At 57.5% G+C, this 26,123-nt stretch carries 27 protein-coding genes; 4 read left to right on the top strand and 23 right to left on the bottom strand.

Translation table 11 applies throughout. From position 1 onward, the window contains the following. Window positions 1–4: 4 nt before the first annotated feature. Window positions 5–898, top strand: a complete 894-nt coding sequence (locus E0L16_RS06210; protein WP_107533430.1) for a TIGR01777 family oxidoreductase — start codon at window positions 5–7, stop codon at window positions 896–898. 44 nt (window positions 899–942) lie between these two features. Then, a complete protein-coding gene (locus tag E0L16_RS06205) occupies window positions 943–1,452 on the top strand; it encodes a GNAT family N-acetyltransferase (RefSeq protein ID WP_131636538.1) in 510 nt (169 codons plus the stop codon). An 87-nt stretch (window positions 1,453–1,539) separates the two neighbouring features. Here the strand turns inward: E0L16_RS06205 and hisP are convergent, their stop codons facing one another. From hisP to pdxB, 15 genes are all read right to left on the bottom strand, one after another. After that, window positions 1,540–2,313 (bottom strand): histidine ABC transporter ATP-binding protein HisP, encoded by a 774-nt coding sequence (hisP, locus tag E0L16_RS06200; RefSeq protein ID WP_003861426.1) that lies wholly within the window; start codon window positions 2,311–2,313, stop codon window positions 1,540–1,542. A gap of 9 nt (window positions 2,314–2,322) precedes the next feature. Next, window positions 2,323–3,036 carry an ABC transporter permease gene (locus E0L16_RS06195; protein WP_131636537.1) on the bottom strand — a complete coding sequence of 238 codons (714 nt, stop codon included), beginning with the start codon at window positions 3,034–3,036 and terminating at the stop codon, window positions 2,323–2,325. After that, window positions 3,033–3,719, bottom strand: a complete 687-nt coding sequence (locus E0L16_RS06190) for a histidine ABC transporter permease HisQ (protein WP_006811404.1) — start codon at window positions 3,717–3,719, stop codon at window positions 3,033–3,035. The genes E0L16_RS06195 and E0L16_RS06190 overlap by 4 nt, the downstream gene beginning before the upstream one ends. Window positions 3,720–3,807: 88 nt before the next feature. Next, entirely contained in the window at window positions 3,808–4,590 is a 783-nt protein-coding gene (gene hisJ / locus E0L16_RS06185; RefSeq protein WP_003861421.1) for a histidine ABC transporter substrate-binding protein HisJ, read from the bottom strand. Between the two features lie 224 nt (window positions 4,591–4,814). After that, window positions 4,815–5,597 (bottom strand): lysine/arginine/ornithine ABC transporter substrate-binding protein ArgT, encoded by a 783-nt coding sequence (gene argT / locus E0L16_RS06180; RefSeq protein ID WP_006811405.1) that lies wholly within the window; start codon window positions 5,595–5,597, stop codon window positions 4,815–4,817. Between the two features lie 290 nt (window positions 5,598–5,887). After that, window positions 5,888–6,457, bottom strand: a complete 570-nt coding sequence (locus E0L16_RS06175) for a UbiX family flavin prenyltransferase (RefSeq protein ID WP_131636536.1) — start codon at window positions 6,455–6,457, stop codon at window positions 5,888–5,890. A gap of 89 nt (window positions 6,458–6,546) precedes the next feature. Continuing rightward, window positions 6,547–8,064, bottom strand: coding sequence for an amidophosphoribosyltransferase (purF, locus tag E0L16_RS06170; protein ID WP_008502595.1), 1,518 nt, complete (start codon window positions 8,062–8,064; stop codon window positions 6,547–6,549). A 33-nt stretch (window positions 8,065–8,097) separates the two neighbouring features. Then, a complete protein-coding gene (cvpA, locus tag E0L16_RS06165; RefSeq protein WP_063868171.1) occupies window positions 8,098–8,586 on the bottom strand; it encodes a colicin V production protein in 489 nt (162 codons plus the stop codon). 222 nt (window positions 8,587–8,808) lie between these two features. After that, window positions 8,809–9,504: a cell division protein DedD gene (dedD, locus tag E0L16_RS06160; protein ID WP_131636535.1), complete on the bottom strand. Its 696-nt coding sequence runs from the start codon at window positions 9,502–9,504 to the stop codon at window positions 8,809–8,811. After that, window positions 9,494–10,762 (bottom strand): bifunctional tetrahydrofolate synthase/dihydrofolate synthase, encoded by a 1,269-nt coding sequence (gene folC, locus E0L16_RS06155; RefSeq protein WP_131636534.1) that lies wholly within the window; start codon window positions 10,760–10,762, stop codon window positions 9,494–9,496. Before folC ends, dedD begins: the two co-directional genes overlap by 11 nt. 70 nt (window positions 10,763–10,832) lie before the next feature. After that, window positions 10,833–11,738: an acetyl-CoA carboxylase, carboxyltransferase subunit beta gene (accD, locus tag E0L16_RS06150; protein WP_003861408.1), complete on the bottom strand. Its 906-nt coding sequence runs from the start codon at window positions 11,736–11,738 to the stop codon at window positions 10,833–10,835. Window positions 11,739–11,892: 154 nt separating this feature from the next. Continuing rightward, the gene (locus E0L16_RS06145; protein ID WP_063450414.1) at window positions 11,893–12,552 is read right to left on the bottom strand and encodes a DedA family protein; all 660 of its coding nucleotides are present in this window, start codon (window positions 12,550–12,552) and stop codon (window positions 11,893–11,895) included. 28 nt (window positions 12,553–12,580) lie between these two features. Then, a complete protein-coding gene (gene truA, locus E0L16_RS06140) occupies window positions 12,581–13,393 on the bottom strand; it encodes a tRNA pseudouridine(38-40) synthase TruA (protein ID WP_063450415.1) in 813 nt (270 codons plus the stop codon). After that, entirely contained in the window at window positions 13,393–14,406 is a 1,014-nt protein-coding gene (locus tag E0L16_RS06135) for an aspartate-semialdehyde dehydrogenase (RefSeq protein ID WP_063450416.1), read from the bottom strand. Before E0L16_RS06135 ends, truA begins: the two co-directional genes overlap by 1 nt. Before the next feature lie 64 nt (window positions 14,407–14,470). Then, entirely contained in the window at window positions 14,471–15,607 is a 1,137-nt protein-coding gene (gene pdxB / locus E0L16_RS06130) for a 4-phosphoerythronate dehydrogenase PdxB (RefSeq protein WP_131636533.1), read from the bottom strand. Window positions 15,608–15,718: 111 nt separating this feature from the next. Here pdxB and flk point away from each other — a divergent pair, with 111 nt between their 5' ends. Next, window positions 15,719–16,723 carry a flagella biosynthesis regulator Flk gene (flk, locus tag E0L16_RS06125; RefSeq protein WP_131636532.1) on the top strand — a complete coding sequence of 335 codons (1,005 nt, stop codon included), beginning with the start codon at window positions 15,719–15,721 and terminating at the stop codon, window positions 16,721–16,723. Window positions 16,724–16,810: 87 nt separating this feature from the next. On the opposite strand, the gene E0L16_RS06120 is transcribed toward flk, so the two are convergent. After that, window positions 16,811–17,989, bottom strand: a complete 1,179-nt coding sequence (locus E0L16_RS06120) for an MFS transporter (protein ID WP_131636531.1) — start codon at window positions 17,987–17,989, stop codon at window positions 16,811–16,813. A 67-nt stretch (window positions 17,990–18,056) separates the two neighbouring features. Continuing rightward, window positions 18,057–19,274 (bottom strand): beta-ketoacyl-ACP synthase I, encoded by a 1,218-nt coding sequence (fabB, locus tag E0L16_RS06115; protein ID WP_022648859.1) that lies wholly within the window; start codon window positions 19,272–19,274, stop codon window positions 18,057–18,059. A 158-nt stretch (window positions 19,275–19,432) separates the two neighbouring features. On the opposite strand from fabB, the gene mnmC reads away from it, so the two are divergent. Further along, window positions 19,433–21,430 carry a bifunctional tRNA (5-methylaminomethyl-2-thiouridine)(34)-methyltransferase MnmC2/FAD-dependent 5-carboxymethylaminomethyl-2-thiouridine(34) oxidoreductase MnmC1 gene (gene mnmC, locus E0L16_RS06110; RefSeq protein ID WP_207388501.1) on the top strand — a complete coding sequence of 666 codons (1,998 nt, stop codon included), beginning with the start codon at window positions 19,433–19,435 and terminating at the stop codon, window positions 21,428–21,430. Window positions 21,431–21,495: 65 nt separating this feature from the next. Here mnmC and E0L16_RS06105 read toward each other — a convergent pair whose 3' ends face one another. Genes E0L16_RS06105 through prmB form a run of 6 tightly spaced genes read right to left on the bottom strand, consistent with a single transcriptional unit; the run spans window position 21,496 to window position 26,044 of the window. Continuing rightward, the gene (locus E0L16_RS06105) at window positions 21,496–21,771 is read right to left on the bottom strand and encodes a YfcL family protein (RefSeq protein WP_028013966.1); all 276 of its coding nucleotides are present in this window, start codon (window positions 21,769–21,771) and stop codon (window positions 21,496–21,498) included. A gap of 13 nt (window positions 21,772–21,784) precedes the next feature. Beyond that, window positions 21,785–22,330 carry an elongation factor P hydroxylase gene (locus E0L16_RS06100; protein ID WP_063868156.1) on the bottom strand — a complete coding sequence of 182 codons (546 nt, stop codon included), beginning with the start codon at window positions 22,328–22,330 and terminating at the stop codon, window positions 21,785–21,787. Beyond that, window positions 22,330–23,139, bottom strand: a complete 810-nt coding sequence (locus E0L16_RS06095) for a sulfite exporter TauE/SafE family protein (RefSeq protein WP_022648863.1) — start codon at window positions 23,137–23,139, stop codon at window positions 22,330–22,332. Before E0L16_RS06095 ends, E0L16_RS06100 begins: the two co-directional genes overlap by 1 nt. Then, window positions 23,139–23,963 carry a penicillin-insensitive murein endopeptidase gene (gene mepA, locus E0L16_RS06090; RefSeq protein WP_131636529.1) on the bottom strand — a complete coding sequence of 275 codons (825 nt, stop codon included), beginning with the start codon at window positions 23,961–23,963 and terminating at the stop codon, window positions 23,139–23,141. Before mepA ends, E0L16_RS06095 begins: the two co-directional genes overlap by 1 nt. A gap of 2 nt (window positions 23,964–23,965) precedes the next feature. Continuing rightward, on the bottom strand, window positions 23,966–25,051 hold the full coding sequence (gene aroC / locus E0L16_RS06085) for a chorismate synthase (protein WP_131636528.1): 1,086 nt from the start codon (window positions 25,049–25,051) through the stop codon (window positions 23,966–23,968). Between the two features lie 60 nt (window positions 25,052–25,111). After that, window positions 25,112–26,044, bottom strand: a complete 933-nt coding sequence (gene prmB, locus E0L16_RS06080) for a 50S ribosomal protein L3 N(5)-glutamine methyltransferase (RefSeq protein WP_063450426.1) — start codon at window positions 26,042–26,044, stop codon at window positions 25,112–25,114. Window positions 26,045–26,123: the final 79 nt, after the last annotated feature.

The raw sequence follows: 26,123 nt of genomic DNA, 5'->3' as shown, positions 1-26,123 counted from the left end.
TTGTATGAAGATTCTGCTCACCGGCGGTACGGGCCTGATTGGTCGCCATCTCATTCCACGCTTGCAGGCGTTGCATCACGACATCACCGTGGTCACGCGCAGCCCGGAGAAAGCCCGTCAGGTGCTGGGTGCCGGCGTTGAGATCTGGAAAGGCCTGGCTGAACGGCAGGATCTGGACGGCTTTGACGCCGTCATTAACCTCGCGGGTGAACCTATTGCCGATAAACGCTGGACCGAAGAGCAAAAGCAGCGTTTATGCAGCAGCCGCTGGAACATGACCGAAAAGCTGGTTGAGCTGATTCGCAACAGCGAGACGCCGCCTTCGGTGCTGATTTCCGGTTCTGCTACAGGCTACTATGGCGATCTCGGTGAAGTGGTGGTGACCGAAGAGGAGCCACCGCACAACGAGTTTACCCATAAACTCTGCGCCCAGTGGGAGCGTATCGCCTGCGCGGCGCAGAGCGATAAGACACGCGTCTGCCTGCTGCGCACCGGCGTGGTGCTTGCTCCGAAGGGCGGTATCCTCGGTAAAATGCTGCCGCCGTTTAAAATGGGGCTTGGCGGTCCTATCGGTAACGGACGACAGTATCTGGCGTGGATCCATATCGACGATATGGTCAACGGCATTCTCTGGCTGCTGGATAACGACCTGCGCGGGCCGTTTAACATGGTGTCACCGTATCCGGTACGTAATGAGCAGTTTGCTCATGCCCTGGGCCATGCCCTGCATCGCCCGGCGGTGCTGCGCGTGCCTGCGACGGCGATTCGGCTGCTGATGGGTGAATCGTCGGTACTGGTGCTGGGCGGCCAGCGCGCGCTGCCAAAACGGCTGGAAGCGGCCGGATTTACGTTCCGCTGGTATGATTTAGAAGAGGCGCTGGGGGATGTAGTGCGGTGAATATGTTACAGTCATACGCCATGTCTGGATGATATGGCGTAACTATGGCAACCCTCACCACAACCCGGCTTCATCTCACCCCTTTCAAACCCTCTGACTGGGCGTTCTTCCGCTCACTGCGTGAAGATCCCACCGTCATGCGCTACATGGCTGCTATCACGCCGGAAAAAGAGACGCGCCGCGTATTTGCCGCACGCCTGATGGCGGAGCATGTCTTCGTGATCCGTCTGCATAATGACGATACGCCGCTCGGGGATATCGGGCTGCAAATCAGCGCGGCTAACCGTGAAGAGGCGGATGTTGGCTATACCGTGGTGCCTGCCGCGCAGGGTAAAGGTATTGCCAGTGAGGCGCTGCGCGCGGTATGTGATTACGCCTTTAACCCGATCGGCGTGAAGGCGATTAATGCGTATGTACTGGCGGATAACAGCGGTTCGGTACGCGTGCTGGAGAAAGCCGGTTTTGTGCGCACGCAGGTGCTGGAGAAGGCATACGAGATTAACGGGGTGCGGTATGACGACTGGGTGTACCGGCTGGAGCGTGGTGCGCCCTGAATGCGTGGCGGCGGCCTACGGTTTTTGTAGGCCCGGTAAGCGAAGCGCCACCGGGCAATTAAGCAGCACCGCCGTCTGATGCCCTCTTTATTTCAGAGATCCCTTCAGGAACTGCTGCAAGCGCGGGCTTTGCGGGTTCGCCAGCACCTCATCAGGATGCCCCTGCTCCTCGATCTTGCCCTGATGCAGGAAGATAACGTGGTTAGAAACATTACGGGCGAAGCCCATCTCATGCGTCACCACCACCATCGTTTTGCCCTCTTCAGCCAGCTTCTGCATGATGCGCAGCACCTCGCCAACAAGTTCCGGGTCCAGCGCGGAGGTCGGTTCGTCAAACAGCAGAACTTCCGGCTCCATCGCCAGCGCGCGGGCGATGGAGACGCGCTGCTGCTGACCACCTGACAGGTGCACCGGGTACTTGATCTGCTGACGCTCGTCGATACCCACTTTCGCCAGGTATTTCACCGCACGCTCACGGGCCTCCTGCTTGCTTAAGCCGAGCACCTGAACCGGCGCTTCCATCACGTTCTCCAGCACCGTCATGTGGCTCCAGAGGTTGAAGTGCTGGAAGACCATCGTCAGGCGCGTACGCAGCAGGCGCAGCTGGTTTTTATCCGCCACTTTAAGCTGGCCGTCTTTATCACGCACCATATTAATGTTCTGTCCGCTCACCACAATCGAACCTTCGCTCGGCTTTTCGAGGAAGTTGATGCAGCGCAGGAAGGTACTTTTACCCGAACCTGATGAACCGATAATACTGATCACGTCGCCCGCGTTAGCCTCCAGCGACACCCCTTTCAGCACTTCATGTTCGCCGTAGCGCTTGTGCAAATCAATTACGTTTAATTTGTTCTCAGCCATCATAAATTCTCAGTGCGTCGACGGTTTTATATGCTGCAACCAGCGTTTTTCAGCCTTACGGAACAGGCTGATCAGGACGTAAGAAATGATCAAATAGAGCACTGCCGCAATGCCAAACGCCGTAAACGGCTGATAGGTCGCAGAGTTAATATCGCGCGCAATCTTTAACAGATCCGGTACCGTGGCGGTAAAGGCCAGTGCCGTTGAATGCAGCATTAAAATCACTTCGTTGCTGTACGCCGGCAGCGCAATACGCAGCGCTGAAGGCAGAATAATACAGCGGTAAAGCTTCACGGAGGAGAAGCCGTACGCGCGCGCCGCCTCGATCTCTCCGTGCGGCACGGAACGAATGGCACCGGCGAAGATCTCGGTAGTATAGGCGCAGGTATTAAGCGTCAGCGCCAGCACCGTACAGTTCAGGCCGCTGCGAAAGAACGCGTTCAGCATCTCGGTGCCTTTCACGATCTCAAGCGTGTACATCCCCGAATAGAACACCAGCAGCTGTACGTACAGCGGCGTACCGCGAAACACGTAGGTAAACAGCCAGATCGGGAACTGGATAAATTTATTGTTCGACACGCGGCCAATGGCCAAACACACCGCCAGAATGCCGCCCATTACTACCGAGGAAATCAGCAGCCACAGCGTGATCGCCACGCCCGTGAAGCGGTAGCCGTCCGTCCACAGCAGGGATTTCCAGTACTCCTGAATAATCTCAATCACAGGTCAGCCCTCTTCACACCCACGGAGTAGCGACGTTCGAGCAGAAGCAGCACACCATTGGAGACGGTCGTAAAGACCAGATAAATCACGCCACAGACCACCGCAAAGTAGAACGGTTCCCAGGTGCTCTTACCCGCCAGCTGCGTGGCCTTCACCACGTCTTCCAGACCCAGCAGGGAGACCAGCGCCGTCGCCTTGAGAATAACCTGCCAGTTGTTGCCGATACCCGGCAGCGCGTAACGCATCATGGCCGGGAACATGATCCGGCGAAACGTTTGTGAGGAGGTAAAACCGTAAGCAGTCGCCGCTTCAATGTGTCCCTTCGGCACGGCCATATACGCGCCGCGAAAGGTCTCGGTGAAGTAGGCGCCGTAGATAAAACCAAGGGTAATGATACCGGCCACCATCGGGTCGATATCGATCTGATCCATGCCGATAGCGTCCGTCACGCCGTTAAGTGCGATTTGCAGGCCGTAAAAGATCAGCAGCATCAGCACCAAGTCAGGCACGCCGCGAATCAGCGTGGTATAGCCTTCAAATATCAGCGCCAGCGGTCTGTTGGCGGATAACTTTGCCCCCGCGCCCGCCAGGCCTATCAGCACCGCCAGCACCACGGAGCTGATGGCCAGCTCAAGGGTGACAAGCGCGCCCTGTAAAATAACGCCAGAAAATCCGTACAGCATACCGCGTGCCCTGTCGTCTCGTGAGTGGTGGAACCGTGTCTTTTCCCCTCCCGTAATGGGAGGGGCCGCACGTTATCAGACGGGGCGATTAGCCGCCGTAGACGTTAAAATCGAAGTACTTTTTCGCCAGCTTGTCGTAGGTACCGTCCGCGCGCATCTCGGCGAACGCTTTGTTCAGGGCTTCACGCAGTTCATTGTCTTCTTTACGCAGGCCCATACCGGTGCCCACGCCAAAGAGTTTTTCATCCTTAATGGACGGACCGCCGAACTTGTAATCTTTACCCACAGGCTGCTTCAGGAAGCCTTCGCTTGCCGCCACTTCGTCCTGGAATGCGGCATCAATGCGGCCTGCCGTCAGGTCTGCGTAGATATTTTCCTGGCCCTGGTAAGAGACAATTTCAATGCCCTTAGGCGCCCAGTGCTCGTTGCCGTAGGTTTCCTGCGTGGTCCCCTGCAACACGCCCACGCGCTTGCCTTTCAGAGACTCAAGGGTTGGCTGAATGTCTGAGGATTTCGCCACTACCAGACGTGAATCAGCCGCGTAGAGTTTGTCCGTGAAGGCAATCTCCTGCTGACGTTTTTCAGTGATGGAAAGGGAGGACATGATCACGTCGATTTTTTTGGCTTTCAGAGACGGGATCAGCGCATCCAGCGGGTTTTCAACGTAGGTACATTGCGCTTTAATGCGTTTGCACAGCTCGTTAGCCAGATCGATGTCAAAACCGACCAGTTCCCCCTTCGCATTCTTCGATTCGAAAGGTGCGTAGGTTGGATCAGTTCCAATACGAATTTTCTGCGGAATTGCTGCGAATGCCGCGGTGGCGCTGGAAAAGGCCAGTACCAGAGAAAGTGACAACACCAGTTTTTTCATATCTGTCCTCAACAAACTGTCTTAATACGAGATTTTACGACCACGGGGTGCCGTTAATGTGCCATTAATCGCCTCATTCAGGCAAAGATTAATGGCTCTGAACGGGAATTTTTGCATTTTAAATGCTTAACTATGCACACAACGATCCAATACGGTGCATTCTCTGCACCATACTGGAACATTACACCGTGGAATGCACCACATCAGTGCATCCCGTTCAGGCATTAATCACCGTAGACGTTAAAATCGAAGTATTTCTTCGCCAGTTTGTCGTAGGTACCGTCTTTACGCAGCTCGTTAAACGCTTTGTCGAAGGCGGCTTTCAGCTCGGTATCATCCTTACGCAGGCCAATACCGGTGCCGTCGCCAAAGTATTTTTTATCTTTAACTGACGGGCCAGCAAAGGCGTACTCTTTACCCGCAGGCTGCTTCAGGAAGCCTTCGCTCGCGGCAACTTCATCCTGGAACGCGGCATCCAGACGGCCCGCCGCCAGGTCAGAGTAGATCAGATCCTGGTTCTGGTAGGCGACCACATCGACGCCCTTCTCGCGCCAGTTGGCGTTCGCGTAGCCTTCCTGGGTTGAGCCCTGAAGCACGCCAACATGCTTACCTTTCAGCGAGTCGATGGTCGGCTGGATTGGGGAGCCTTTCGCGGCAATCAGACGTGAATCGGCAGCGTAGAGCTTCTCAGAGAAGGCGATCTCCTGCTGACGTTTTTCCGTGATGGAGAGAGAAGAGATAATGGCATCAATTTTCTTGGCTTTCAGCGACGGGATCAGCGCGTCAAAGTCACTGCCCACCCATGTGCACTTCACTTCCATGCGTTTGCACATCTCATTTCCCAGATCGATATCAAACCCCACGAAATCGCCCTTCGCATCCTTGGATGAGAATGGCGCGTAGGTTGCGTCTGTACCGATACGAACTGTCTGTGGAAGCGCTGCATAGCTGCCTGCTGCTGCACTCAAGCCCACGAGCAAAGACAGAGCCAGAACCGTCTTCTTCATACATTTACCCTCAAGAACCGTGATTTTATTATGGTTTATGTTGTGTGTTGTGTTGCAGGCTGCTCTTGCAGGTCTTATGCCACATTGTCGTCGGGTTCAGACTACGACGTTAAATATGTTAATAAAACGTTGCGATACTGCCTTAATGGTGAAAGATAGCAGGTCTGCCGAACGAACCGGAAAGAGAAAAAGGGAAAAAGCGAATTAAATGTCGAGGATATGATCGCGGTTGCAGTTTTGCCCTGAAACAGGGCAAATTGCCTTTTCATGCACCCTGATTGTGCACGGCTTCACGTCCCCTGCCAGCGGACAAAGAGATCTTCAGGCAGGTCAATATCGAACTGATCCAGTACGCGGTTAACGGTCTGATTGATGACATCGTCCAGCGTCTGCGGGCGATGATAGAACGCAGGAACCGGGGGCATAATCACGGCGCCCAGTTCGGCGGCCTGCGTCATCAGGCGCAGATGTCCCAGGTGCAGCGGGGTTTCGCGCACGCACAGCACCAGAGGGCGACGCTCTTTCAGCACCACGTCTGCCGCACGCGTCACCAGCGTGTCGGTATAGCTGTTTACAATGCCGGAAAGGGTTTTAATCGAACAGGGCAAAATAACCATGCCGGCCGTTTTAAACGAGCCTGAAGAGATGCTGGCGGCGATATCGCGGGCATCGTGCACAACGTCAGCCAGGGCCTGAACGTCGCGCAGAGAGAGATCGGTTTCAAGAGAGAGGGTCTGGCGCGCCGCCTGGCTCATCACCAGATGGGTTTCTACGCCTGTAACGTCACGCAGCACCTGTAACAGCCGGACGCCGTAAATCGCGCCGCTGGCGCCGCTGATCCCTACAATGAGTCGTTTCATGATTTTTGCCCTTGCTGATTTCAGGGCAGACTGTGCAGGATTTTACGGGGAGTTGCAAGTGAGGGCGAGCGCCCTCACCTGCACAGGCATCAACCTTCGTTGTGCATCTCTAAGCTTTCGAGATCGTTTTGCAGCTGGACGGCTTTCGCATCGTCGTTACGCAGCGAATCAAGGTAGTCGAGATACTGCTGGTCAACGTCTTTCGTCACGTAGATGCCATTGAACACCGAGCATTCGAACTGCTGGATGTCCGGGTTCTCGGCGCGCACCGCGTCGATCAGATCGTTCAGATCCTGGAAAATCAGGCCGTCGGCCCCGATGATCTGACGGATTTCGTCCACTTCGCGACCGTGAGCAATCAGCTCGTTGGCGGTTGGCATATCAATACCGTACACGTTCGGGAAGCGGATTTCCGGCGCCGCAGAGGCGAGGTACACTTTCTTCGCGCCGGCTTCGCGCGCCATCTCGATGATCTGCTCGGACGTCGTACCGCGCACGATGGAGTCATCCACCAGCAGCACGTTCTTGTCGCGGAACTCGGCACGGTTAGCGTTGAGCTTGCGACGTACGGACTTACGGCGCAGCTGCTGGCCCGGCATAATGAAAGTACGGCCAACGTAGCGGTTTTTCACGAAGCCCTGACGGTACGGCTTGTCCAGAATGCGGGCGATCTCCAGCGCGATGTCGCAGGAGGTTTCCGGAATCGGAATAACCACGTCGATGTCGAGATCGTCCCACTCGCGGGCAATCTTCTCGCCCAGCTTCGTGCCCATGTTGACGCGCGCGCTGTAAACGGAAATCTTGTCGATGAACGAGTCCGGACGAGCGAAGTAGACGTATTCAAACAGGCACGGGTTGCTCACCGGGTTGTCGGCGCACTGGCGGGTAAACAGCTGGCCCTTCTCGGTGATGTAAACCGCTTCGCCCGGCGCAACGTCACGCAGGAACTCGAAGCCCAGCGTGTCCAGCGCCACGCTTTCGGAGGCCACCATGTATTCAGAACGGCCATCGCCAAGGTCGCGCTTGCCGAGCACCAGCGGGCGGATCCCGTTTGGATCGCGGAAGGCCACCATGCCGTGACCGATAATCATCGCCACGCAGGCGTACGCGCCGCGGATCTGGCGGTTCGTCGCGGCAACGGCGGCAAAGATGTTATCGGCTTCCAGCGGGTAGTGGCGGAAGTTATCCAGCTCGCTGGCAAAGATATTGAGCAGGATTTCAGAATCAGAGGTGGTGTTAATGTGGCGACGTTTCTCTTCAAACAGCTTTTTACGCAGCTCGTGGGCGTTGGTCAGGTTGCCGTTGTGGGCAAGCGTGATGCCATACGGGGAGTTAACGTAAAAAGGCTGAGCCTCAGAGGCGCTGGAACTGCCAGCAGTAGGATAACGAACGTGACCGATCCCCATATTACCTTGCAGACGCTGCATATGGCGGGCTTCAAACACATCGTTTACCAGGCCGTTCGCCTTACGTAAACGGAAGCAGTTGTTTGCATCAATGGTGATGATACCCGCAGCATCCTGCCCACGGTGCTGAAGCACCGTTAACGCGTCATAAATCGACTGGTTTACCGGCATGAAACCGGCGATACCGACAATACCGCACATTCGTCTTTTCCTCGTTAAGCCACATCTCAGGGTTTATGCCCTGGGCAAGAAACTCGACGAGCTTTGCAGATAGTCAAAGAACCATCTGATGATGAAGCTGAACTCCGGAATGAGCTGCGATTTCTGCCAGTCTTCACTTTTGGAGAACCCGGTAAAGGTATCCAGGAAGAACAGGATCGCGGCCACAATCAGCACGCCTCGCAACGCACCGAAACAGATGCCGAGCACCCTGTCCGTCCCTGACAGACCGGTTTTCTCGACCAGCTGGCCTATCACATAGTTGACGATAGCGCCGACAATCAGCGTCGCGATAAACAGCAGCGCGATAGCGATTCCGTTTCGGACCAGTTCATCTTCAAAGCCCGTGAACCAGACAGACAGGTAAGTGTAGTAATGACTGGCAACAAAGAAAGCACAACCCCAGGTTACCAGCGATAACGCTTCACGAACAAAGCCACGGATCAGGCTAACCAGACAGGAAAAACCAATCACCGCAATGATGGCGTAATCAATCCAGACCATATGTGTCCCACGATTTAACGCCCTGTCATCCAGTTCGGGGCGAATTCTAACAGAAAAAGAAAACGTTTGCGTAGGGATTTCCTTCCCATGCGTAAATAAAAAAGGCGCTGAAAAAATGCTCAACGCCGTTGGCTTATTACGTCTCTTTGGACGTCTGCCATTCCCCCTCACCCTAACCTTCTCCCCCTCTGGGGAGAGGGCCGGGGTGAGGGGGAAAACTTATCAGTTTGCGCTGTAGTTCATCACCACGCCGCTCAGGCCGGAGATCTGCTTCAGCTCGCCAAGCGAACCTTTGAGCTTATCTTTAGACGCATCCGGCCCCACGAGGATACGGGTAATTTTACCCTGCACCGGCGTGGTGGGTGAAGTATAAACACGGTATCCCGCGCCGCGCAGTTTACTCACGATCTCATTGACCTTATCAGCGTTTTTCAACGCACCCAGCTGAACGACATAGGCTTTGCCCGTCGGGGCAGCCTCCTGCTGGGCCTGTCTGGCCGGTGGCGGCGTTTCCGTTGCCGCCGCCAGCTGCTCGGCCGTTTTGTCACGCTGCGGTTTAGGCTGCGTTTTCTCTACCGGCTTCGGTTTTTCAACCGGTTTAGGTTGCTCTACCGGTACGGGATCGATTTCAACGTTGTTATTTGCGGCCAGACGCGACGGGTCAAGAGACGGCGCGGCTGCATCCCCTGCACGCACCTCTTCCGCTGCGCCTTCAGGCGGCTGGGCAGGTAGCGCCTGCGTTGCCGCGGGCAGCATGTCGGGCTCGTCGCGGTCGCCCGGTTTTGGCACCAGCGGAATAGCCGCAAATTCATCCTGGTAATGCTTTTTCTGCCCGTCGAGCAGCCCCGGGAGAATAATCACCCCGAGCGCGACCAGCACAATGGTTCCTGTTAAACGGTTCTGAAACTTACTCGCCACCGGTTCTCCCCGCCTCCATCACTTCCATGACATGTGCCACCGTGTGGAATGACCCACACACCAGCACGGTATCTTCTGGTTTAGCTTCCGCCATCGCGGCGCGCCAGGCCGAAACCACGCTGTCGTAGATTTCGCCTTTGCCGAGATGTTCCATTAATTGCTCAGCAGTCGCGCCACGCGGCCCCTCCAGAGGAGCACAATACCAGCTATCGACCACACTCTCCATGCAGGCCAGCGTGCCGCCGATATCTTTATCATGAAGCATACCGATAACCGCCAGCACGCGCCCGGTTTTTGGTAACGATTTGAGACGTCCTGCGAGGTACGCCGCCGCGTGCGGGTTATGCGCCACGTCCAGAATCAGACGCGGTGACTCGCTCACAATCTGGAAACGTCCCGGCAGCAGCGCGTTCTGAATGCCGTCGCGGATCGCCTGCTCGCTCACCGTTAATCCGCTGGCGCGCAGTGCGGCCAGCGCGGTCGCCGCGTTGGGCTGTGGCACCTGCGGCAGCGGCAGATTCTCCAGCACGCCCTGCGCATCGCTAAAGCGCCAGCCGTGGCCCTGAACCTCATACTGCCAGTCCACGCCACGACGCAGCAGCCGGGCGCCCTTCTCTTTCGCCACGTCAGCAATGGTGTGCGGCATGTCCGGCTCGCCGACCACGGCGGGCTTATTCGCCCGGAAAATACCGGCCTTCTCGCGGCCAATGCTTTCGCGGTCTGGCCCCAGCCAGTCGGTGTGATCCAGCGCGATGCTGGTCACAACCGCGACATCCGCATCCACCATGTTTGTCGCGTCCAGTCGCCCACCCAGCCCGACTTCCAGGATCACCACGTCCAGCTGCGCCTGCTTAAACAGCCACAGCGCCGACAGGGTGCCATATTCGAAATAGGTCAGTGAAGTTTCGCCGCGCGCCGCTTCGATAGCGGCAAACGATGCCGTGTGGGCAGATTCCGCCAGCTCGGCGTTTTGCACCCGCACGCGCTCGGTATAGCGCACCAGATGCGGAGAGCTGTAAACGCCGACCTTATAGCCGGCAGCCATCAGGACAGATTCCAGCGTGCGGCAGGTGGTGCCTTTCCCGTTAGTGCCGGCGACGGTAAACACGAACGGCGCGGGTTTCAGCACGTCGAGACGCGCGGCAACCTGGCTTACGCGCTCAAGGCCCATGTCGATGGTTTTACTGTGCAGGTTTTCCAGATAAGAAAGCCACGCGGCCAGGGGCGACGTGGCTTGAGGAATGCTTTTATTTTCCATGATGCCCGGTTGTCATTAACGGTTTAGAAAGCAAAAGGGCAGCGCCATTCGGCCCTGCCCTTTTCAGTTATCAGGCCTCGGGTTCCTGATCCGGTACGACCACGCCTTCGCGCGGCTCGTCCGGGTTAGGCGCTGGCAGATTCATCAGCTTCGCCAGAATGCTGGCCAGCTTGAGGCGCATTTCCGGACGGCGGACGATCATATCGATAGCGCCTTTCTCAATGAGGAACTCACTGCGCTGGAAGCCCGGCGGCAGTTTCTCACGTACGGTCTGTTCGATAACGCGAGGACCGGCAAAGCCGATCAGCGCTTTTGGCTCGGCGATGTTCAGGTCGCCCAGCATTGCGAAGCTCGCAGAGACGCCACCCATGGTTGGGTCGGTCAGTACCGAGATATACGGCAGACCGCGCTCCTGCATTTTCGCCAGCGCAGCGGAGGTTTTCGCCATCTGCATCAGGGACATCAGCGCTTCCTGCATACGCGCACCACCGGAGGCGGAGAAGCAGATCAGCGGGCAGTTGTCTTCCAGCGCCTGCTCAACGGCACGCACGAAACGCGCGCCGACCACGGAGCCCATTGAGCCGCCCATAAAGGAGAACTCAAACGCAGCGGCAACCACCGGCATTTCATGCAGGGTGCCCTTCATGACGATCAGCGCGTCTTTCTCGCCGGTCTCTTTCTGTGCAGAGGCCAGACGATCTTTGTATTTTTTGGAGTCGCGGAACTTGAGCACATCTTTTGGCTCCAGTTCGCTGCCCAGTTCTACCAGAGAACCTTCGTCCAGCAGGCTATGCAGGCGGTTGCGCGCCGACATACGCATGTGGTGGTCACACTTCGGACACACCTCAAGATTGCGTTCCAGCTCTGCACGATACAGAACCTGGCCGCAGCTATCACACTTCGTCCATACCCCTTCAGGAATGCTCGCTTTACGCGTCGGGGTAATGTTGCTTTTAATTCGTTCAATCCAGCTCATTGATAACCTTTCTGCCTGAACCTGGTCGTATGCCAGTTTTGCTGTAAGAGGCGAATAATGCCATTTTTGCCTCCAACAGACCATGAATGTTGCACATTAAAACATAACAGCCCGAAACTTTGGATAAAAAAGTGGTCGAACCGCCAGCGTGCATTTACTTCGCTTGTTTTGCTGCCGCGCGTTTATGACGAATGATTTCGATAACGCCCGGCAGAACGGAAAGCACAATAATCGCTACAATCAGTAACTTAAGGTTTTCCTGAACCACAGGCAGATCGCCAAACAGGTAGCCCGCATAGGTAAAGAGCAACACCCAAAGCAGTGCGCCCACCACGTTGTACATCGCAAAATGACGATAGGACATGTGGCCCATTCCCGCCACAAACGGTGCAAATGTGCGCACAATAGGCACAAAACGGGCAAGGATAATGGTTTTTCCGCCATGACGTTCATAGAACGCATGGGTCTTGTCTAAATAACTGCGGCGGAAAATCTTCGAGTCCGGATTACTGAACAACCGCTCGCCAAACACCCGCCCGATGGTGTAGTTGACCGCATCGCCAACAATCGCCGCGACGATCATCAGGACGACCATCAGATGGACGTTCAGGTCATTGGTTGGCAGTGCAGATAACGCACCGGCCACGAACAGCAGCGAATCTCCCGGCAGGAACGGCGTAACCACAAGGCCGGTTTCACAGAACAGAATGAGAAACAGAATGGCGTATACCCAGACGCCGTACTGCGCGACCAGCTCCGCCAGGTGAACATCAATGTGCAGGATGAAATCAATCAGAAAACGTATTACGTCCATATTGTCTAAGCCTTAATTGCACCTTTGTTTAGTCCGCTAAAAACAGCGGGCCCATTGGCGGTTTTGGCAGGTCGAACCGGTCCGGATAATCCACCGAAACCAGATACAGCCCTTCCGCTTTCGCCGTTGCTGCCGCAAGCGTTCTGTCCTTCGCTGCCAGCAGTTCTGCAATCCAGCTCTCCGGCTGGTGTCCGGCGCCCACTTCCATCAGGCTGCCCACGATATTCCGCACCATATGATGTACAAAGGCATTGGCTTTGATATCCACCACCACATACGCGCCATAACGACTGACGTTAATGTGCATGACATTACGCCACGGCGTACGGGACTGACACTGCACCGCACGAAACGACGTAAAATCATTTTCTCCAATCAGGCACTGCGCCGCGCGATGCATGCGTTCTGCATCCAGCGGTTCATAAAAATGCGTCACGCCCTGGCTTAACACGGCCGGGCGCAGGCGCTGGTTGTAGATGACATAACGGTAGCGCCGCGCCGTCGCGCTGAAGCGCGCGTGAAAATCATCCGGCACAGCTTTCACCCAACGCACGGCAATGTCACCAGGTAAATTCGCATTTACACCCAGCGTCCAGGCCGCATCTTTGCGCACCGCAGAGGTTTCAAAGTGTACCACCTGCCCCGTGCCGTGAACCCCGGCATCGGTGCGGCCCGCGCAGAAGACGCTGATCGGTTCGTTCGCTACCTGAGAGAGCGCTTTTTCCAGTTTTTCCTGGACGCTGCGCACCTCATTCTGACGCTGCCAGCCATAGTATTTACTGCCATCGTACTCAATGCCGAGGGCAATTCTGTGGACCGGCTTTTGTTCCACGTCTGACATCAGTACAGATACTCCTGCACCAGTTTTTCCGCGATTTTGACTGCCATCAGCGCGCCGCCAAAACGCACGTTGTCGGCAACGGACCAGAACTGCACCTGCTCCGGCATACCGTAATCGTTACGCACGCAGGCCACGGAGAGATGCGCGCTGCCGGTGGCATCGCCCACCTGCGTCGGGAATTCGCTCTCTTCGGAAAGGACAATGTCCTCACCGCGGCCAAACGCATCGCGCGCTTCTTCAGCCGCCAATGGACGCAGGGCTTCAAAGCCGACCATCTGCGCATGGCCGTAAAAGACCGGAGACTGTACGACGTTCGCGGAGATCATCAGCCCGTCATCCTGCAAAATTTTGCGCGCTTCATCGACGATACGACGCTCTTCCCGCACCGAACCTTCACGATCCGGCAGCAGCGGCAGCATGTTGAACGCCAGCTGGCGGCCAAAGAAATCATCTTCGTCGATCGGGATACCGTTCAGCAGCTTCGCGCTCTGCCCTGCCAGCGCGTCTACGGCTTTTTTGCCATTCGCCGAAGCCGACAGCAGGCTGGTCACGGTAATGCGCGACAGGCCACCGTCGTCAATCAGCGGCTTCAGCGCGGTCAGCAGCTGGCTGGTGAGGCTGTTTGGTACCGCAATGATGTTGCGGTTGCGGTAATCAGCCAGCACAAACGGGTTAACGTCCGGCACCACCAGCGGCACATCCGGCTCAAGGGAGAACAGGCCGCTCAGGTCGATCACCAGACAGCCAGAATTGGTCGCCTCTTCAATGTAAGACGCCGTCGCCTCTGCACCTGCGGCAAAAAACGCCAGCTGAGCCTGGGTCCAGTCAAATGCGGCGGCATCCTGCACCATCACGGATTTTCCGCCGAAACGCAGATGTTCACCCGCGCTGTCGGTACGCGCCAGCGCGTAAATTTCGCCCACCGGGAACTGGCGCTCAGCAAGGGTTTCAAGCAGGGCTTCGCCCACGGCGCCAGTGGCGCCCAAAATGGCAATGTTCCAGCCTTCAGACATGGTGGTTTACTCCAGAAATAAAAACGCGTCCCTGTCGGCGTTTCCAACAGGGAGCAGAAAGACATTAACGTGCCGGGTGGTGAACGGCGTTAAATCCCAGCTGATGCAGCAGCGCCGCCGCAGGGGCGTCATCGCACATCACATACAGGGAGGACCACTCGCGGCGCTCAAGGTAATTTTTGCGCAGCTTGTCAAACTCACCCGGAATACCCGCCACTTTACGCAGCAGCGCGTCATCGCGGCGCACATCATACACCAAATGCACCAGTCTTTTTAGCGTTGCCTCATCCAGCGGGCCATGAAGGGTAATGCGGCCAAATTCTGGCGCGGGAAGCAGCGTATCCAGCGCCACCTGCTGCGGATGGCCGATAAAGGCGCTGTAGGCCTCATATACCTGAGTCGTACCGCGCGCCTTGCCTTCGAGGGTATAACCCGCAATATGCGCGGTCCCCACGTCCACCTTATTCAGCAATGCGACGTTAAGATCCGGCTCGGGCTCCCAGACGTCCAGCACAACGCTCAGATCTTGTCCCTCGTCGAGACATTTCAGCAGCCCCGCGTTATCCACCACCGGACCGCGGCAGGCATTTATCAGAATAGTGCCAGCCTTCAGACGGCGGATTAGCGTCTCGTCGGCCAGGTGCAGAGACCGGTACGGCCCCTCTTTGAAAAGCGGCGTGTGGAAGGTGATGACGTCGCACTCGTCGACCAGCTCGTCCAGCGTGCGGAAATCGCCTTCATCGCCGTTATCCTTGCGCGGCGGATCGCACAGCAAAGTGCGAACGCCCCAGGCTTCCAGACGCTTTTGCAGACGTCCGCCGACGTTGCCCACGCCCACAATACCTACGGTGCGGTCTTTCAGCGCAAAACCATCGCGCTCGGCCAGCATCAATAATGCGGAAAATACGTATTCCACGACGGCAATGGCGTTACAGCCTGGCGCCGCTGAAAAACCAATCCCTGCCTGCTTAAGCCACTGGTCATCCACATGATCGGTCCCGGCCGTTGCCGTCCCGACAAATTTGATCCCTTTGCCGGTGAGCAGTGCCTCATTTACTTTGGTCACCGAGCGCACCATCAGGGCGTCTGCATCGTCCAGTGCGCTGACCGGAATCGGGCGACCAGGGACAGCCTTAACCTCGCCCAGGCGGCTGAACAGCTCACGGGCGTAAGGCATATTTTCATCAACGAGGATTTTCACGTCTGAGTACCTGTTTGAGAGGAAGTAAACCTGCCAAGTGTGCCATAATCTCGCCGCCGGGCATATATCTCCGCCCGGTTACGCAGAGTTTGACTTTAAGGATTTTTGACGATGCAGCCCATTTCAGGTACGCCTCCGCGCCCTCCGGGTGAAGGCCCCGTAGCGCCCAACACGCCAGGCGAACAGCCGCTCTCCACGCAACAGCGCACCGTGCTGGAGCGTCTGATCACGCGCCTAATTGCGTTGACCTCGCAGCAAAACGCAGAGGTATGGGCCGGCGTTAAGCACGATTTGGGCATCAGAAACGATGCGCCGCTCCAGTCGCGCCATTTCCCTGCCGCTGAACAAAACCTGAACCAGCGTCTTACCAGCGCACAGCAGCAACATACCACCCGCCAGATTGTCTCGCAGCTGACCGAGCTGTTGGGCCAGGGGAATAATCGCCAGGCGGTGAGTGATTTTATCCGTCAACAGTACGGTCATACCGCCCTGAGCCAGCTTTCGCCGGACCAGCTGAAAACCGTGCTGACCCTGCTGCAAAGCAACCAGCTTTCGATCCCGCAGCCGCAACAGCGCCCGTCGACAGAACGGCCATTGCAGCCAGCGGAGCATAATACGCTCAAGCAGATGGTCACAAAGCTGGCTGCCGCCACCGGCGAACCGACAAAGCTCATCTGGCAATCCATGCTGGAACTTTCCGGCGTGAAAGCGGGCGAGCTGATCCCGGCAAAACAGTTTACCCATCTGGTCACCTGGCTCCAGGCGCGTCAGACGCTCAGCGCCCAGACCGCCCCGACGCTGCATACGGTGCAAGCATCGCTTAAGCAGCCGCTTGAGCGGCAAGAGTTTGAAGCTGTTAGGGAATATGCCCAGCAGGCCTGGCAGGCCACGCCGCAAACGGTGCTGACCACCGCGCAGGTACAGGATTTACTGAATCAGATCTTTATTCGCCGCGCCGAGCGGGAAGGCGGCGTGCCGGAAGTGCGTAACGTTCAGCCCATCTACAGCCCGCTGTTTGCCCCGGTTGTCGACACGTTTAAAACGCTCTCTGCCCGTCCGGGATTGATGTTTATCGCGCTGATGATTGCGCTCGCGCTTTTCTGGCTGGTTGTCTGAGGTATTGCCCGGTGGCGCTCCGCTTACCGGGCCTACAACGGCTCGAACCGTAGGCCGGGTAAGGCGCAGCCGCCACCCGACAACATATTACCGCTTCCGAAACGCCACCAGCGTCACCACGATCCCCACCACCGCAGAAACCGCGCCGGCGAGAAATACGGAAGGATAGCCAAACGACGTCGCCAGCACGCCCGCCAGCGGTCCGGTTATCCCGTATGAGATATCCTGAAACGCCGCATAGCCGCCCAGCGCCGTGCCGCGCACCTGCGGTGCGACGCGCTTTACCACCTCAACGCCCAGCGCCGGGAAGATCAGCGAGCAGCCGCAGCCGGTTAACGCCGCACCCAGCAGCGCAACGTAGGCGGACGGAGCCTGCCAGAGCAGCACCAGACCTACCGTCTCAATGACCAGTGACGCCACGGCCACCGTCACGCCGCCAAAGCGATCCGGCATCCAGCCAAACAGCACGCGCATCAATACAAACGCGCCACCAAAGGCCGTCAGCGTAAAGCCCGCCATCGCCCAGCCGCGGCTCATAAAATAGAGAGAGACGAAGGTGCCAATCACCGCGAAGCCTACTCCCTGAAGCGCCAGCCCCAGCCCTGGCTGCCAGATTTGTCCCACCACGCTCCACAGCGAAGGACGTTCGCCTTTATGGGCGGGCACCTTGCGTACCGAACCGTTAAACGCCCACGCCAGCAGCGGTAATACCATGGTGGTTGCTGCCAGCGCCGCAAAACCAAACTGGCTGTGGATCAGCAAACCCAGCGGCGCGCCTGCCGCCAGCGCGCCGTAAATCGCCATCCCGTTCCAGGACATCACTTTACCGGAACGCGCAGGCCCCACCAGCCCCATTCCCCAGGTCAGGGTGCCGGTCAGCAGCTGGCTTTCGCCAAAGCCGAGGATCAGGCGCCCCACTACCAGCAGCGCGAATTTATACGCTGCATCTATCGGCAACAGCGCCGCCAGCAGCCAGGCGCCTCCCGCCAGCGCACAGGCAAACATGCCCTGCAATGCCGAGCGTTTTGCGCCGTGCTGGTCCGCCAGACGCCCGGCGTAGCCCCGGGTTAACACCGTCGCTAAAAACTGAATGCCCACCGCAATGCCGACCATGGTGTTGCCATAGCCCAGCTCATGGTGAACGAACAAGGGGATCACCGGCAGCGGAAGGCCAACGGTCATATAGGTCAGAAACACCGCAAAGGCGATGCGGAAGAGGGAAAGGTTCCCGGAAGGAGCGCTCTTCTCAGGGGTAACAGCCTTCATGCATAACTCCGTGTTAAGGCATAAAAAAGGGAGCCACGCGGCTCCCTTCTACTATACCTTCAAACGCTTACGCTTTCAGCTTGCGCATCACCAGCGTGGCGTTGGTGCCGCCGAAGCCGAAGCTGTTGGACATAACGGTCGTCAGCTCACGTTCGGTGGTTTCGGTCACGATGTTCAGGCCAGCCGCCTGCTCGTCCATCTCGTCGATGTTGATGCTCGGGGCGATAAAGCCGTTTTCCAGCATCAGCAGAGAGTAGATCGCTTCCTGCACGCCCGCCGCGCCCAGAGAGTGACCGGTCATGGCTTTGGTGGCAGAAATAGCCGGGCTGTTGTCGCCGAACACTTCGCGGATCGCACCCAGCTCTTTCACGTCGCCTACCGGAGTAGAGGTACCGTGGGAGTTCAGGTAGTCGATTGGGGTATCAACGCCGTGCATCGCCATCTTCATGCAGCGCACCGCGCCTTCGCCGGATGGAGCAACCATGTCAGCGCCGTCAGACGTTGCGCCGTAGCCCACGATCTCAGCGTAGATGTGGGCGCCACGCGCCAGCGCGTGTTCCAGCTCTTCAACCACGACCATGCCGCCGCCGCCCGCGATAACAAAACCGTCGCGGTGTGCGTCATAGGTACGGGATGCTTTGTCTGGCGTTTCGTTGTATTTGGTAGACAGTGCGCCCATTGCGTCGAACTCACAGGCCATTTCCCAGCCCAGCTCTTCGCCGCCGCCAGCAAAGACGATGTCCTGTTTGCCCAGCTGGATCTGCTCAACCGCATTACCGATACAGTGCGCGGAGGTCGCACACGCGGAGCTGATGGAGTAGTTCACGCCGTGGATTTTGAATGGCGTTGCCAGGCACGCGGATACCGCAGAACCCATCGCTTTGGTCACAACGTATGGACCGACCGCTTTCAGGCCGCGCGGGCTACGCATGGCGTCAGCGCCGAATACCTGCGCCTTAGAGGAACCGCCGGAACCGGCAATCAGGCCCACGCGTGGGTTGTTCTGGTAGGCGTCTTCGCTCAGACCAGAATCCTTGATTGCTTCCTGCATGGAAAGATAGGCATAGATAGAGGCATCGTTCATGAAACGAACCACTTTACGGTCAATCAAACCGGTGGTATCCAGTTTAACGTTACCCCATACGTGGCTACGCATTCCAGAATCTTTAAACTCTTCAGAGAAAGTGATCCCGGAGCGTCCTTCACGCAGAGATGCCAGGACTTCCTGCTGGTTATTACCGATGCTGGAAACGATGCCCAGGCCAGTAATCACTGCACGTTTCATTCAATACCTCTGTAAGTCGCACTATAAAAAGTTTCGAGTCGCACAATAGCGTACACTTGTACGCCGAACAAGTCCGATCAGCGATTTTCTGTGGAAATTTGCACCGACAGGCTCACATCGTTAAGATCGTGCCACTGCCTGTCGGACGAGTAACTTACGTGAAACAAAACGCCATACAACCTGCCAACCTCGAATTCAACGCTGAGGGTACACCTGTTTCCCGAGATTTTGATGACGTCTACTTTTCTAATGATAACGGACTGGAAGAGACGCGCTATGTTTTCCTCGACGGAAATCATCTCGGCACCCGCTTCCCTGAGCATCCGCGCAGTCTGTTCGTTGTGGCGGAGAGCGGTTTCGGAACCGGGCTGAATTTTCTGACTCTCTGGCAGGCATTCGATTGTTTTCGCGCTGCACACCCCGAGGCTACCCTACAAAGATTACATTTCATCAGTTTCGAAAAATTTCCGCTTACCGCGCACGATCTGCGGCTTGCCCATCAGCACTGGCCGGAGCTTGCCCGCTGGGCGGAACAGCTTCAGGCACAGTGGCCGTCTCACATCGGTGGCTGTCATCGTCTGATTCTGGACGATGGACGGGTCACGCTCGACCTGTGGCTGGGCGACATTAACGACCTGACCGATAAGCTCGACGACTCGATGAATCAGAAGGTGGACGCCTGGTTCCTGGACGGTTTTGCGCCCGCCAAAAACCCGGACATGTGGAGCCAGCATCTGTTCAACGCCATGGCGCGGCTGGCACGTCCCGGCGCGACGCTTGCCACCTTCACCTCGGCGGGCTTTGTCCGCCGTGGGTTGCAGGAGGCGGGGTTTACCATGCGCAAAACCAAAGGCTTTGGCCGCAAACGCGACATGCTGGTCGGGGTGATGGAGCAGGATCTGGCGATCCCGGCACAGACACCCTGGTTTGCTCGCCGCCCCAGTGCGTCGCGTGAGGTCGCCATTGTGGGCGGCGGTATTGCCAGCTCCCTGCTCTCGCTGGCGCTGCTGCACCGGGGCTGGCAGGTGACGCTCTATTGCGCTGACGAGGCGCCGGCAACGGGTGCATCAGGCAACCGCCAGGGCGCACTTTATCCTTTGTTAAGTTCACACGATCCGGCGCTGTTCCAGTTCTTCCCGGCGGCGTTTACGTTTGCTCGTCGTCTCTACGATAGCCTGCCGGTTGCGTTTGACCACGACTGGTGCGGCGTGACGCAGCTCGGCTGGGACGAGAAGAGCCAGCAGAAAATTACACAAATGCTGTCGCTGGGTCTGCCGGAGGCCATCGCCCATGCCGTGACGGCGCAGCAGGTTTCTGAGACCGCGGGCGTCGACACCGGCTGCGGCGGGATTCAGTATCCACGCGGCGGCTGGCTGTGTCCGGCTGAACTGACTTCTGCGGCGATTGCTCTCGGGCAGTCTCGCGGCTTGACGGTACATTATGCCCACAAGGTTGAATCGCTTAGTCGGACAGCGCACTGGACGCTGCGTTTTGCTGACGGCAACGAGGCGCAGCATGCCAGCGTGGTGCTGGCCAACGGGCATAACATCAATCAGTTTACCCAGACCGAGACGCTGCCGGTTTATCCTGTCGGCGGCCAGGTGAGCCATATTCCTGCCGCGCCCGCGCTGAGCAAGCTGCGCCAGGTGCTGTGTTACGACGGCTACCTGACGCCGCAAAATCCGTCCAACGGCCATCACTGCATCGGCGCAAGCTACCATCGCTCTGAAACGAACATGCAGTACAGCGAAGCAGATCAGCAGCAAAACCGCCAGCGCCTGATCGACTGTTTCCCGGATGCGTCGTGGGCGAAAGAGGTTGACGTCAGCGAGGGCGAAGCGCGCTGCGGCGTACGCTGCGCGACCCGCGATCACCTGCCGATGGCGGGAAACGTGCCGGACTATGAAGCCACGCTTGAACTCTATCAGGATCTGGCAGACAACAAAGAAACGGCGGTGAGTGCGCCGGTTTATCCTGAACTGTTTATGCTGGGTGGTTTAGGCTCGCGGGGATTATGCTCCGCGCCGCTGCTGGCAGAGGTGCTGGCTGCGCAAATGAGCGATGAGCCGGTTCCGCTGGACAGGGTTACGCTCGCGGGGCTGAATCCGAACCGGTTGTGGGTAAGGAAACTGCTGAAGGGGAAAATGGTTAAGTAGGGTGCGGTCGAATCCCCTCACCCTGACCCTCTCCCCAAAGGGGAGAGGGAAGAGAAGGCGGCGGCTTAGCGTTTAGCCTGCTGGAATAAATTGTCCCACATGCCCAGCACTAAAGACTGGTCGCGCGGAGAGAGCTCCCCGGCCAGAATGGCTTTTTCCAGGCTGCGCGTGACTTCAGCGTGAACGGCGTCGGCAGAGTGATCGTCACCTGCTTCCAGCTCGGCTACCGCCAGCGTCAGGTGACCACGCAGATAACCGCTGGCGAACAGCTCATCATCACTGGCGTGTTCCACCATGTCATCAATTAACGCCAGAATGCGTGATTCAAATTCTGCGATCATCTTCTTTCCTCTGTTATAAATCTTCCGGCCAAGGGAAGCATTCCGCCGTGATCTCCGGCGTGTGGTAATAATTCTGTAAGGCCTCGATCAGACGCGCCGGACGTTCCGGGATGCCCTTCTCAAGATACTCCATCACCTGCGCATGCACGCGGCGCTGGAAGACGATACGGTCTGGCTCGAAGTCGCCTTCAAGGTTGTCACAGCTCACGTTGAACGGGAAACCCGCCGCCACGCAGAACAACCACTCCAGCGCCTGCGGTTTTACCTCCACATCTTCGAACCGCCCCTGGGTGGCGGCGTCGCGCCCGTCCGGGCAGTACCAGTAACCGAAGTCCACCAGCTCGCGACGCGCTTTCCCTGCGATGCACCAGTGCGAAATCTCGTGCAAACCGCTGGCGTAAAAGCCGTGGGCAAAGACGATGCGGTTGTACGGAACCTCGTCATCAGCAGGAAGATAGATCGGTTCGTCGTCGCCTTTAATCAGACGGGTATTAAAATCATCAGCAAAACAGCTATCGAAGATCTCAATCAGCTGTTCGTATTTATGCGTACTGTTCATTAGTTCATCCCCAACCAGGTGAGGATCTCCTGTCCATGGCTGTCATAAAGAAGTTTGGCGCTCATCACCGCCGAGACGACAACAATCATCGGGCGGATCAGCTTTTGCCCTTTGCTTAATACCAGACGCGAGCCTGCGCGCGCGCCCAAAAACTGCCCTGCCATCATCACAAACCCGGTTGCCCAGATAACCTTACCACCAATGATAAACAGCAGCAGGCCGCCAACGTTGGAGGTCGCATTCAGCACCTTGGCGTGGGCGGTGGATTTGGCGAGGTTAAAGCCGGCCAGCGTCACGAACGCCAGCGCGTAAAACGAGCCTGCCCCCGGGCCAAAGAAGCCGTCGTAAAAGCCGACGCAGCCACCGGCAATCAGCGCAAACGGCAGGCCGTGCAGCCGCCGCGCCCGGTCTTCCTCGCCGAGCTTAGGCATCAGCAGGAAATACAGGCCGATGCAGATAACCAGAATCGGCAGGATCTGGCGCAGAATGTCGGACTGCACATGCTGTACCAGCAAGGCACCCGCCGTCGAGCCAATAAACGTCATCAGGATATTGAGCTTCTGATCGGCGAGATTCACCACCTTGCGGCGAACAAAATAGAGCGAAGAGGAAAGAGAGCCGCCGCACGCCTGGAGTTTATTGGTGGCGAGTGCCTGGGCAGGACTCATGCCTGCCGCCAGCAGCGCCGGAACGGTGAGCAAGCCGCCACCGCCCGCAAGGGCATCGATAAATCCGGCTAACATCGCAACAAAAAAGAGCACCGCCAGCAGCAGCGGTGACACCATGAACAGATCGACGAAATTATCCATTAAAGTACATGCTCATCCAGTAGCGCCTGGCAGGAAGGCGGCAACGGAGGCGGTGTCTTCTTCTCAGGCTTAGAGGTTCCAAGCTTGGCCGGTTCAAACCAGCTTTGCAGTTCGTAACCGCAACCGTCGCCAGGCGGCGGGAGCGGCTGATCTTCACATTCCAGGCTGTTCGCCGGGCAGCGCAGACGAACATGCATATGTGCCCGGTGCTGGAACCACGGGCGCACTTTGCGCAGCCAGTCGCGATCCGTTCCCGCATCCAGGCAGAGCTGCTGCTTGATGGCCGGGTTAACAAAGATCCGCGTGACGTCATTATCTTCTGCCGCCAGCTTGATCATGCTGGAAATTTCCGGTGACCAGCGCGAAGCGACGACCCGTTTGCCGTCGGCCGACACCAGATCCAGCGCCTGCGGCTTCAGCAGTTGCGCTGAACTCCAGCGTGTTTTCGGCAGTTGCAGGAAAATATCCACATCCAGTCCGGTCTGGTGGCTGGCGTGTCCGCCGTTAAAGCGGCCACCGGCAGGCATCCCCATATCGCCAATCAGCATCGTGCCCAGCCCCAGGTTATGTACCTGGTTGCCAAGACGCTGAATAAACAGCACCAGGTCAGGATGGCCGAAATAACGGCGCTGGTCGGTGCGCATCACCTGATAGGTATCCGATTGCAGCGGAAGTTCCTGCGCGCCGACGATACAGCCGTTGGAAAACGCGCCGATAGACTGCGCGCTACCCGCCACCGGGTGGGTGATTTTCTGCCACGGCGTGGCGGCCAGACTGGCTCCACTGGCAAGCAGCGCCAGCAGAGCGATTGCGGTTTTTTTCATAGTTACCAGCGTGGAATGGTGGTCGACACATCCGCATTCTGCGCGCGCTGACGCAGGAAGTGATCCATCAGCACAATCGCCAGCATCGCTTCTGCGATCGGCACCGCGCGGATCCCCACGCACGGATCGTGTCGCCCTTTGGTGATCATCTCAACGTCTTCGCCAGCGCGGTTAATTGTGTGGCCCGGTACGGTAATACTGGACGTTGGCTTCAACGCGATATTGGCCGTAATCTGCTGACCGCTGCTGATACCGCCCAGAATGCCGCCCGCATGGTTGCTCTGGAAACCCTCTTTCGTGATTTCATCACGGTTCTGGCTGCCGCGAAGCTGAACCACGTCAAAACCGTCGCCGATTTCGACGCCTTTCACCGCGTTAATGCTCATCAGCGCGTGGGCGATGTCGGCGTCGAGGCGGTCAAATACCGGCTCGCCCCAGCCAGCCGGCACGCCGTCGGCTACCACGGTGACTTTCGCGCCAATAGAGTCACCCTCTTTTTTCAGGCCGCGCATCAGTTCGTCCAGCGCGTCCAGCTTGTCGGCATCGGCGCAGAAGAACGGGTTAAGCTCGACCTGATCCCAGTCTTTGATTGCCAGCGGAATGTCGCCCATCTGGGTCAGGCAGCCGCGGATAACGATGCCGAATTTCTGCTGGAGATATTTTTTGGCAATCGCCCCTGCCGCTACGCGCATCGCGGTTTCACGTGCGGAAGACCGGCCACCGCCGCGATAGTCGCGGAAGCCATATTTTTGCTCATAGGTGTAATCGGCATGGCCAGGACGGAAGACATCTTTGATCGCGCCGTAGTCCTGAGAGCGCTGATCGGTGTTTTCAATCAGCAGTCCGATGCTGGTGCCGGTGGTACGGCCCTCAAATACGCCGGAGAGAATTTTGACCTGGTCCGGCTCGCGACGCTGCGTGGTGTAGCGAGAGGTACCCGGACGACGACGATCGAGGTCATGCTGCAAATCGGCTTCGGTCAGTTCGATGCCTGGCGGGACGCCATCAACGATACAACCCAGTGCCAGACCGTGCGACTCGCCAAAGGTGGTCACACGGAATACCTGTCCAATACTGTTTCCTGCCATCACGGCTCCGATGTTGTTGTTTGTGTTTGAGCGTTGTGAAACGGGCCGAAGCCCGCTGGATTAATCTTTGTAAATGCTGAAGTATTCGCGCGCGTCAAGCAGCTGCGCTTTGGTCAGCATAAAGACGCCGTCACCGCCGTTGTCGAACTCAAGCCAGGTGAACGGCACATCCGGGTACTGCTCTATCAGATGTACCATGCTGTTGCCCACTTCACAAATCAGAACGCCGTCGTCGGTCAGATAATCCGGCGCACACGCCAGGATGCGGCGGGTCAGCTTCAGGCCATCAGAGCCTGACGCCAGGCCCAGCTCCGGCTCGTGACGATACTCGTTCGGCAGATCGGACATGTCTTCTGCATCCACGTACGGCGGATTGGTAACAATCAGGTCGTATTGCAGCGTCGGCAGGTCGCGGAACAGGTCAGAGCGGATAGGCGTGACGTGATGGATCAGGCCGTGCTCTTCAATGTTGTGTTCGGTAACGGCCAGCGCGTCGGTGGAGATATCGACGGCGTCCACTTCCGCTTCAGGGAAAGCGTAGGCGCAGGCAATGGCGATGCAGCCGCTGCCGGTGCACATATCGAGAATGTGCTGCGGCTGGTGCGCGATCAGGCCGTCAAAGTGGTTGTTGATCAGCTCACCAATCGGCGAGCGCGGCACCAGCACACGCTCGTCAACGTAGAACTCGTGGCCGCAGAACCAGGCTTTGTTGGTCAGGTAAGCCACCGGAATGCGCTCGTTCACGCGGCGGATCACTCGCTCAACGATGCGGTGTTTTTCGCTGGAGGTCAGGCGCGCGGTACGCATGTCTTCCGGAATATCCAGCGGCAGATAGAGTGACGGCAGCACCAGCTGGACGGCCTCATCCCACGGGTTATCGGTGCCGTGACCGTACCAGATATTGGCGGCGCTGAAGCGGCTAACCGACCAGCGCAACATGTCCTGTATGGTATGCAGCTCGTTTACTGCTTCATCGACAAAAATTTTATCCACTCTTTCCTCCAGGGCATGCTCGCATAATTTTCGGCGGCTAGTTTGCCATGAAGACGGGGATAAATCAGCAATGACGCGT

It is taken from the genome of Enterobacter quasihormaechei (genome assembly GCF_004331385.1).
GTDB lineage: Bacteria > Pseudomonadota > Gammaproteobacteria > Enterobacterales > Enterobacteriaceae > Enterobacter > Enterobacter quasihormaechei.
This window is presented reverse-complemented; position numbering and strand designations above follow the sequence as displayed.

What these genes read in the sequence shown, in the direction of transcription:
- E0L16_RS06210 (WP_107533430.1), top strand. Translation starts at nt 5, where the DNA reads ATGAAGATTCTGCTCACCGGCGGTACGGGCCTGATTGGTCGCCATCTC.
- E0L16_RS06205 (WP_131636538.1), top strand. Translation starts at nt 943, where the DNA reads ATGGCAACCCTCACCACAACCCGGCTTCATCTCACCCCTTTCAAACCC.
- hisP (WP_003861426.1), bottom strand. Translation starts at nt 2,313, where the DNA reads ATGGCTGAGAACAAATTAAACGTAATTGATTTGCACAAGCGCTACGGC.
- E0L16_RS06190 (WP_006811404.1), bottom strand. Translation starts at nt 3,719, where the DNA reads ATGCTGTACGGATTTTCTGGCGTTATTTTACAGGGCGCGCTTGTCACC.
- hisJ (WP_003861421.1), bottom strand. Translation starts at nt 4,590, where the DNA reads ATGAAAAAACTGGTGTTGTCACTTTCTCTGGTACTGGCCTTTTCCAGC.
- argT (WP_006811405.1), bottom strand. Translation starts at nt 5,597, where the DNA reads ATGAAGAAGACGGTTCTGGCTCTGTCTTTGCTCGTGGGCTTGAGTGCA.
- E0L16_RS06175 (WP_131636536.1), bottom strand. Translation starts at nt 6,457, where the DNA reads ATGAAACGACTCATTGTAGGGATCAGCGGCGCCAGCGGCGCGATTTAC.
- purF (WP_008502595.1), bottom strand. Translation starts at nt 8,064, where the DNA reads ATGTGCGGTATTGTCGGTATCGCCGGTTTCATGCCGGTAAACCAGTCG.
- cvpA (WP_063868171.1), bottom strand. Translation starts at nt 8,586, where the DNA reads ATGGTCTGGATTGATTACGCCATCATTGCGGTGATTGGTTTTTCCTGT.
- folC (WP_131636534.1), bottom strand. Translation starts at nt 10,762, where the DNA reads ATGGAAAATAAAAGCATTCCTCAAGCCACGTCGCCCCTGGCCGCGTGG.
- accD (WP_003861408.1), bottom strand. Translation starts at nt 11,738, where the DNA reads ATGAGCTGGATTGAACGAATTAAAAGCAACATTACCCCGACGCGTAAA.
- E0L16_RS06145 (WP_063450414.1), bottom strand. Translation starts at nt 12,552, where the DNA reads ATGGACGTAATACGTTTTCTGATTGATTTCATCCTGCACATTGATGTT.
- truA (WP_063450415.1), bottom strand. Translation starts at nt 13,393, where the DNA reads ATGTCAGACGTGGAACAAAAGCCGGTCCACAGAATTGCCCTCGGCATT.
- E0L16_RS06135 (WP_063450416.1), bottom strand. Translation starts at nt 14,406, where the DNA reads ATGTCTGAAGGCTGGAACATTGCCATTTTGGGCGCCACTGGCGCCGTG.
- flk (WP_131636532.1), top strand. Translation starts at nt 15,719, where the DNA reads ATGCAGCCCATTTCAGGTACGCCTCCGCGCCCTCCGGGTGAAGGCCCC.
- E0L16_RS06120 (WP_131636531.1), bottom strand. Translation starts at nt 17,989, where the DNA reads ATGAAGGCTGTTACCCCTGAGAAGAGCGCTCCTTCCGGGAACCTTTCC.
- fabB (WP_022648859.1), bottom strand. Translation starts at nt 19,274, where the DNA reads ATGAAACGTGCAGTGATTACTGGCCTGGGCATCGTTTCCAGCATCGGT.
- E0L16_RS06105 (WP_028013966.1), bottom strand. Translation starts at nt 21,771, where the DNA reads ATGATCGCAGAATTTGAATCACGCATTCTGGCGTTAATTGATGACATG.
- E0L16_RS06100 (WP_063868156.1), bottom strand. Translation starts at nt 22,330, where the DNA reads ATGAACAGTACGCATAAATACGAACAGCTGATTGAGATCTTCGATAGC.
- E0L16_RS06095 (WP_022648863.1), bottom strand. Translation starts at nt 23,139, where the DNA reads ATGGATAATTTCGTCGATCTGTTCATGGTGTCACCGCTGCTGCTGGCG.
- mepA (WP_131636529.1), bottom strand. Translation starts at nt 23,963, where the DNA reads ATGAAAAAAACCGCAATCGCTCTGCTGGCGCTGCTTGCCAGTGGAGCC.
- aroC (WP_131636528.1), bottom strand. Translation starts at nt 25,051, where the DNA reads ATGGCAGGAAACAGTATTGGACAGGTATTCCGTGTGACCACCTTTGGC.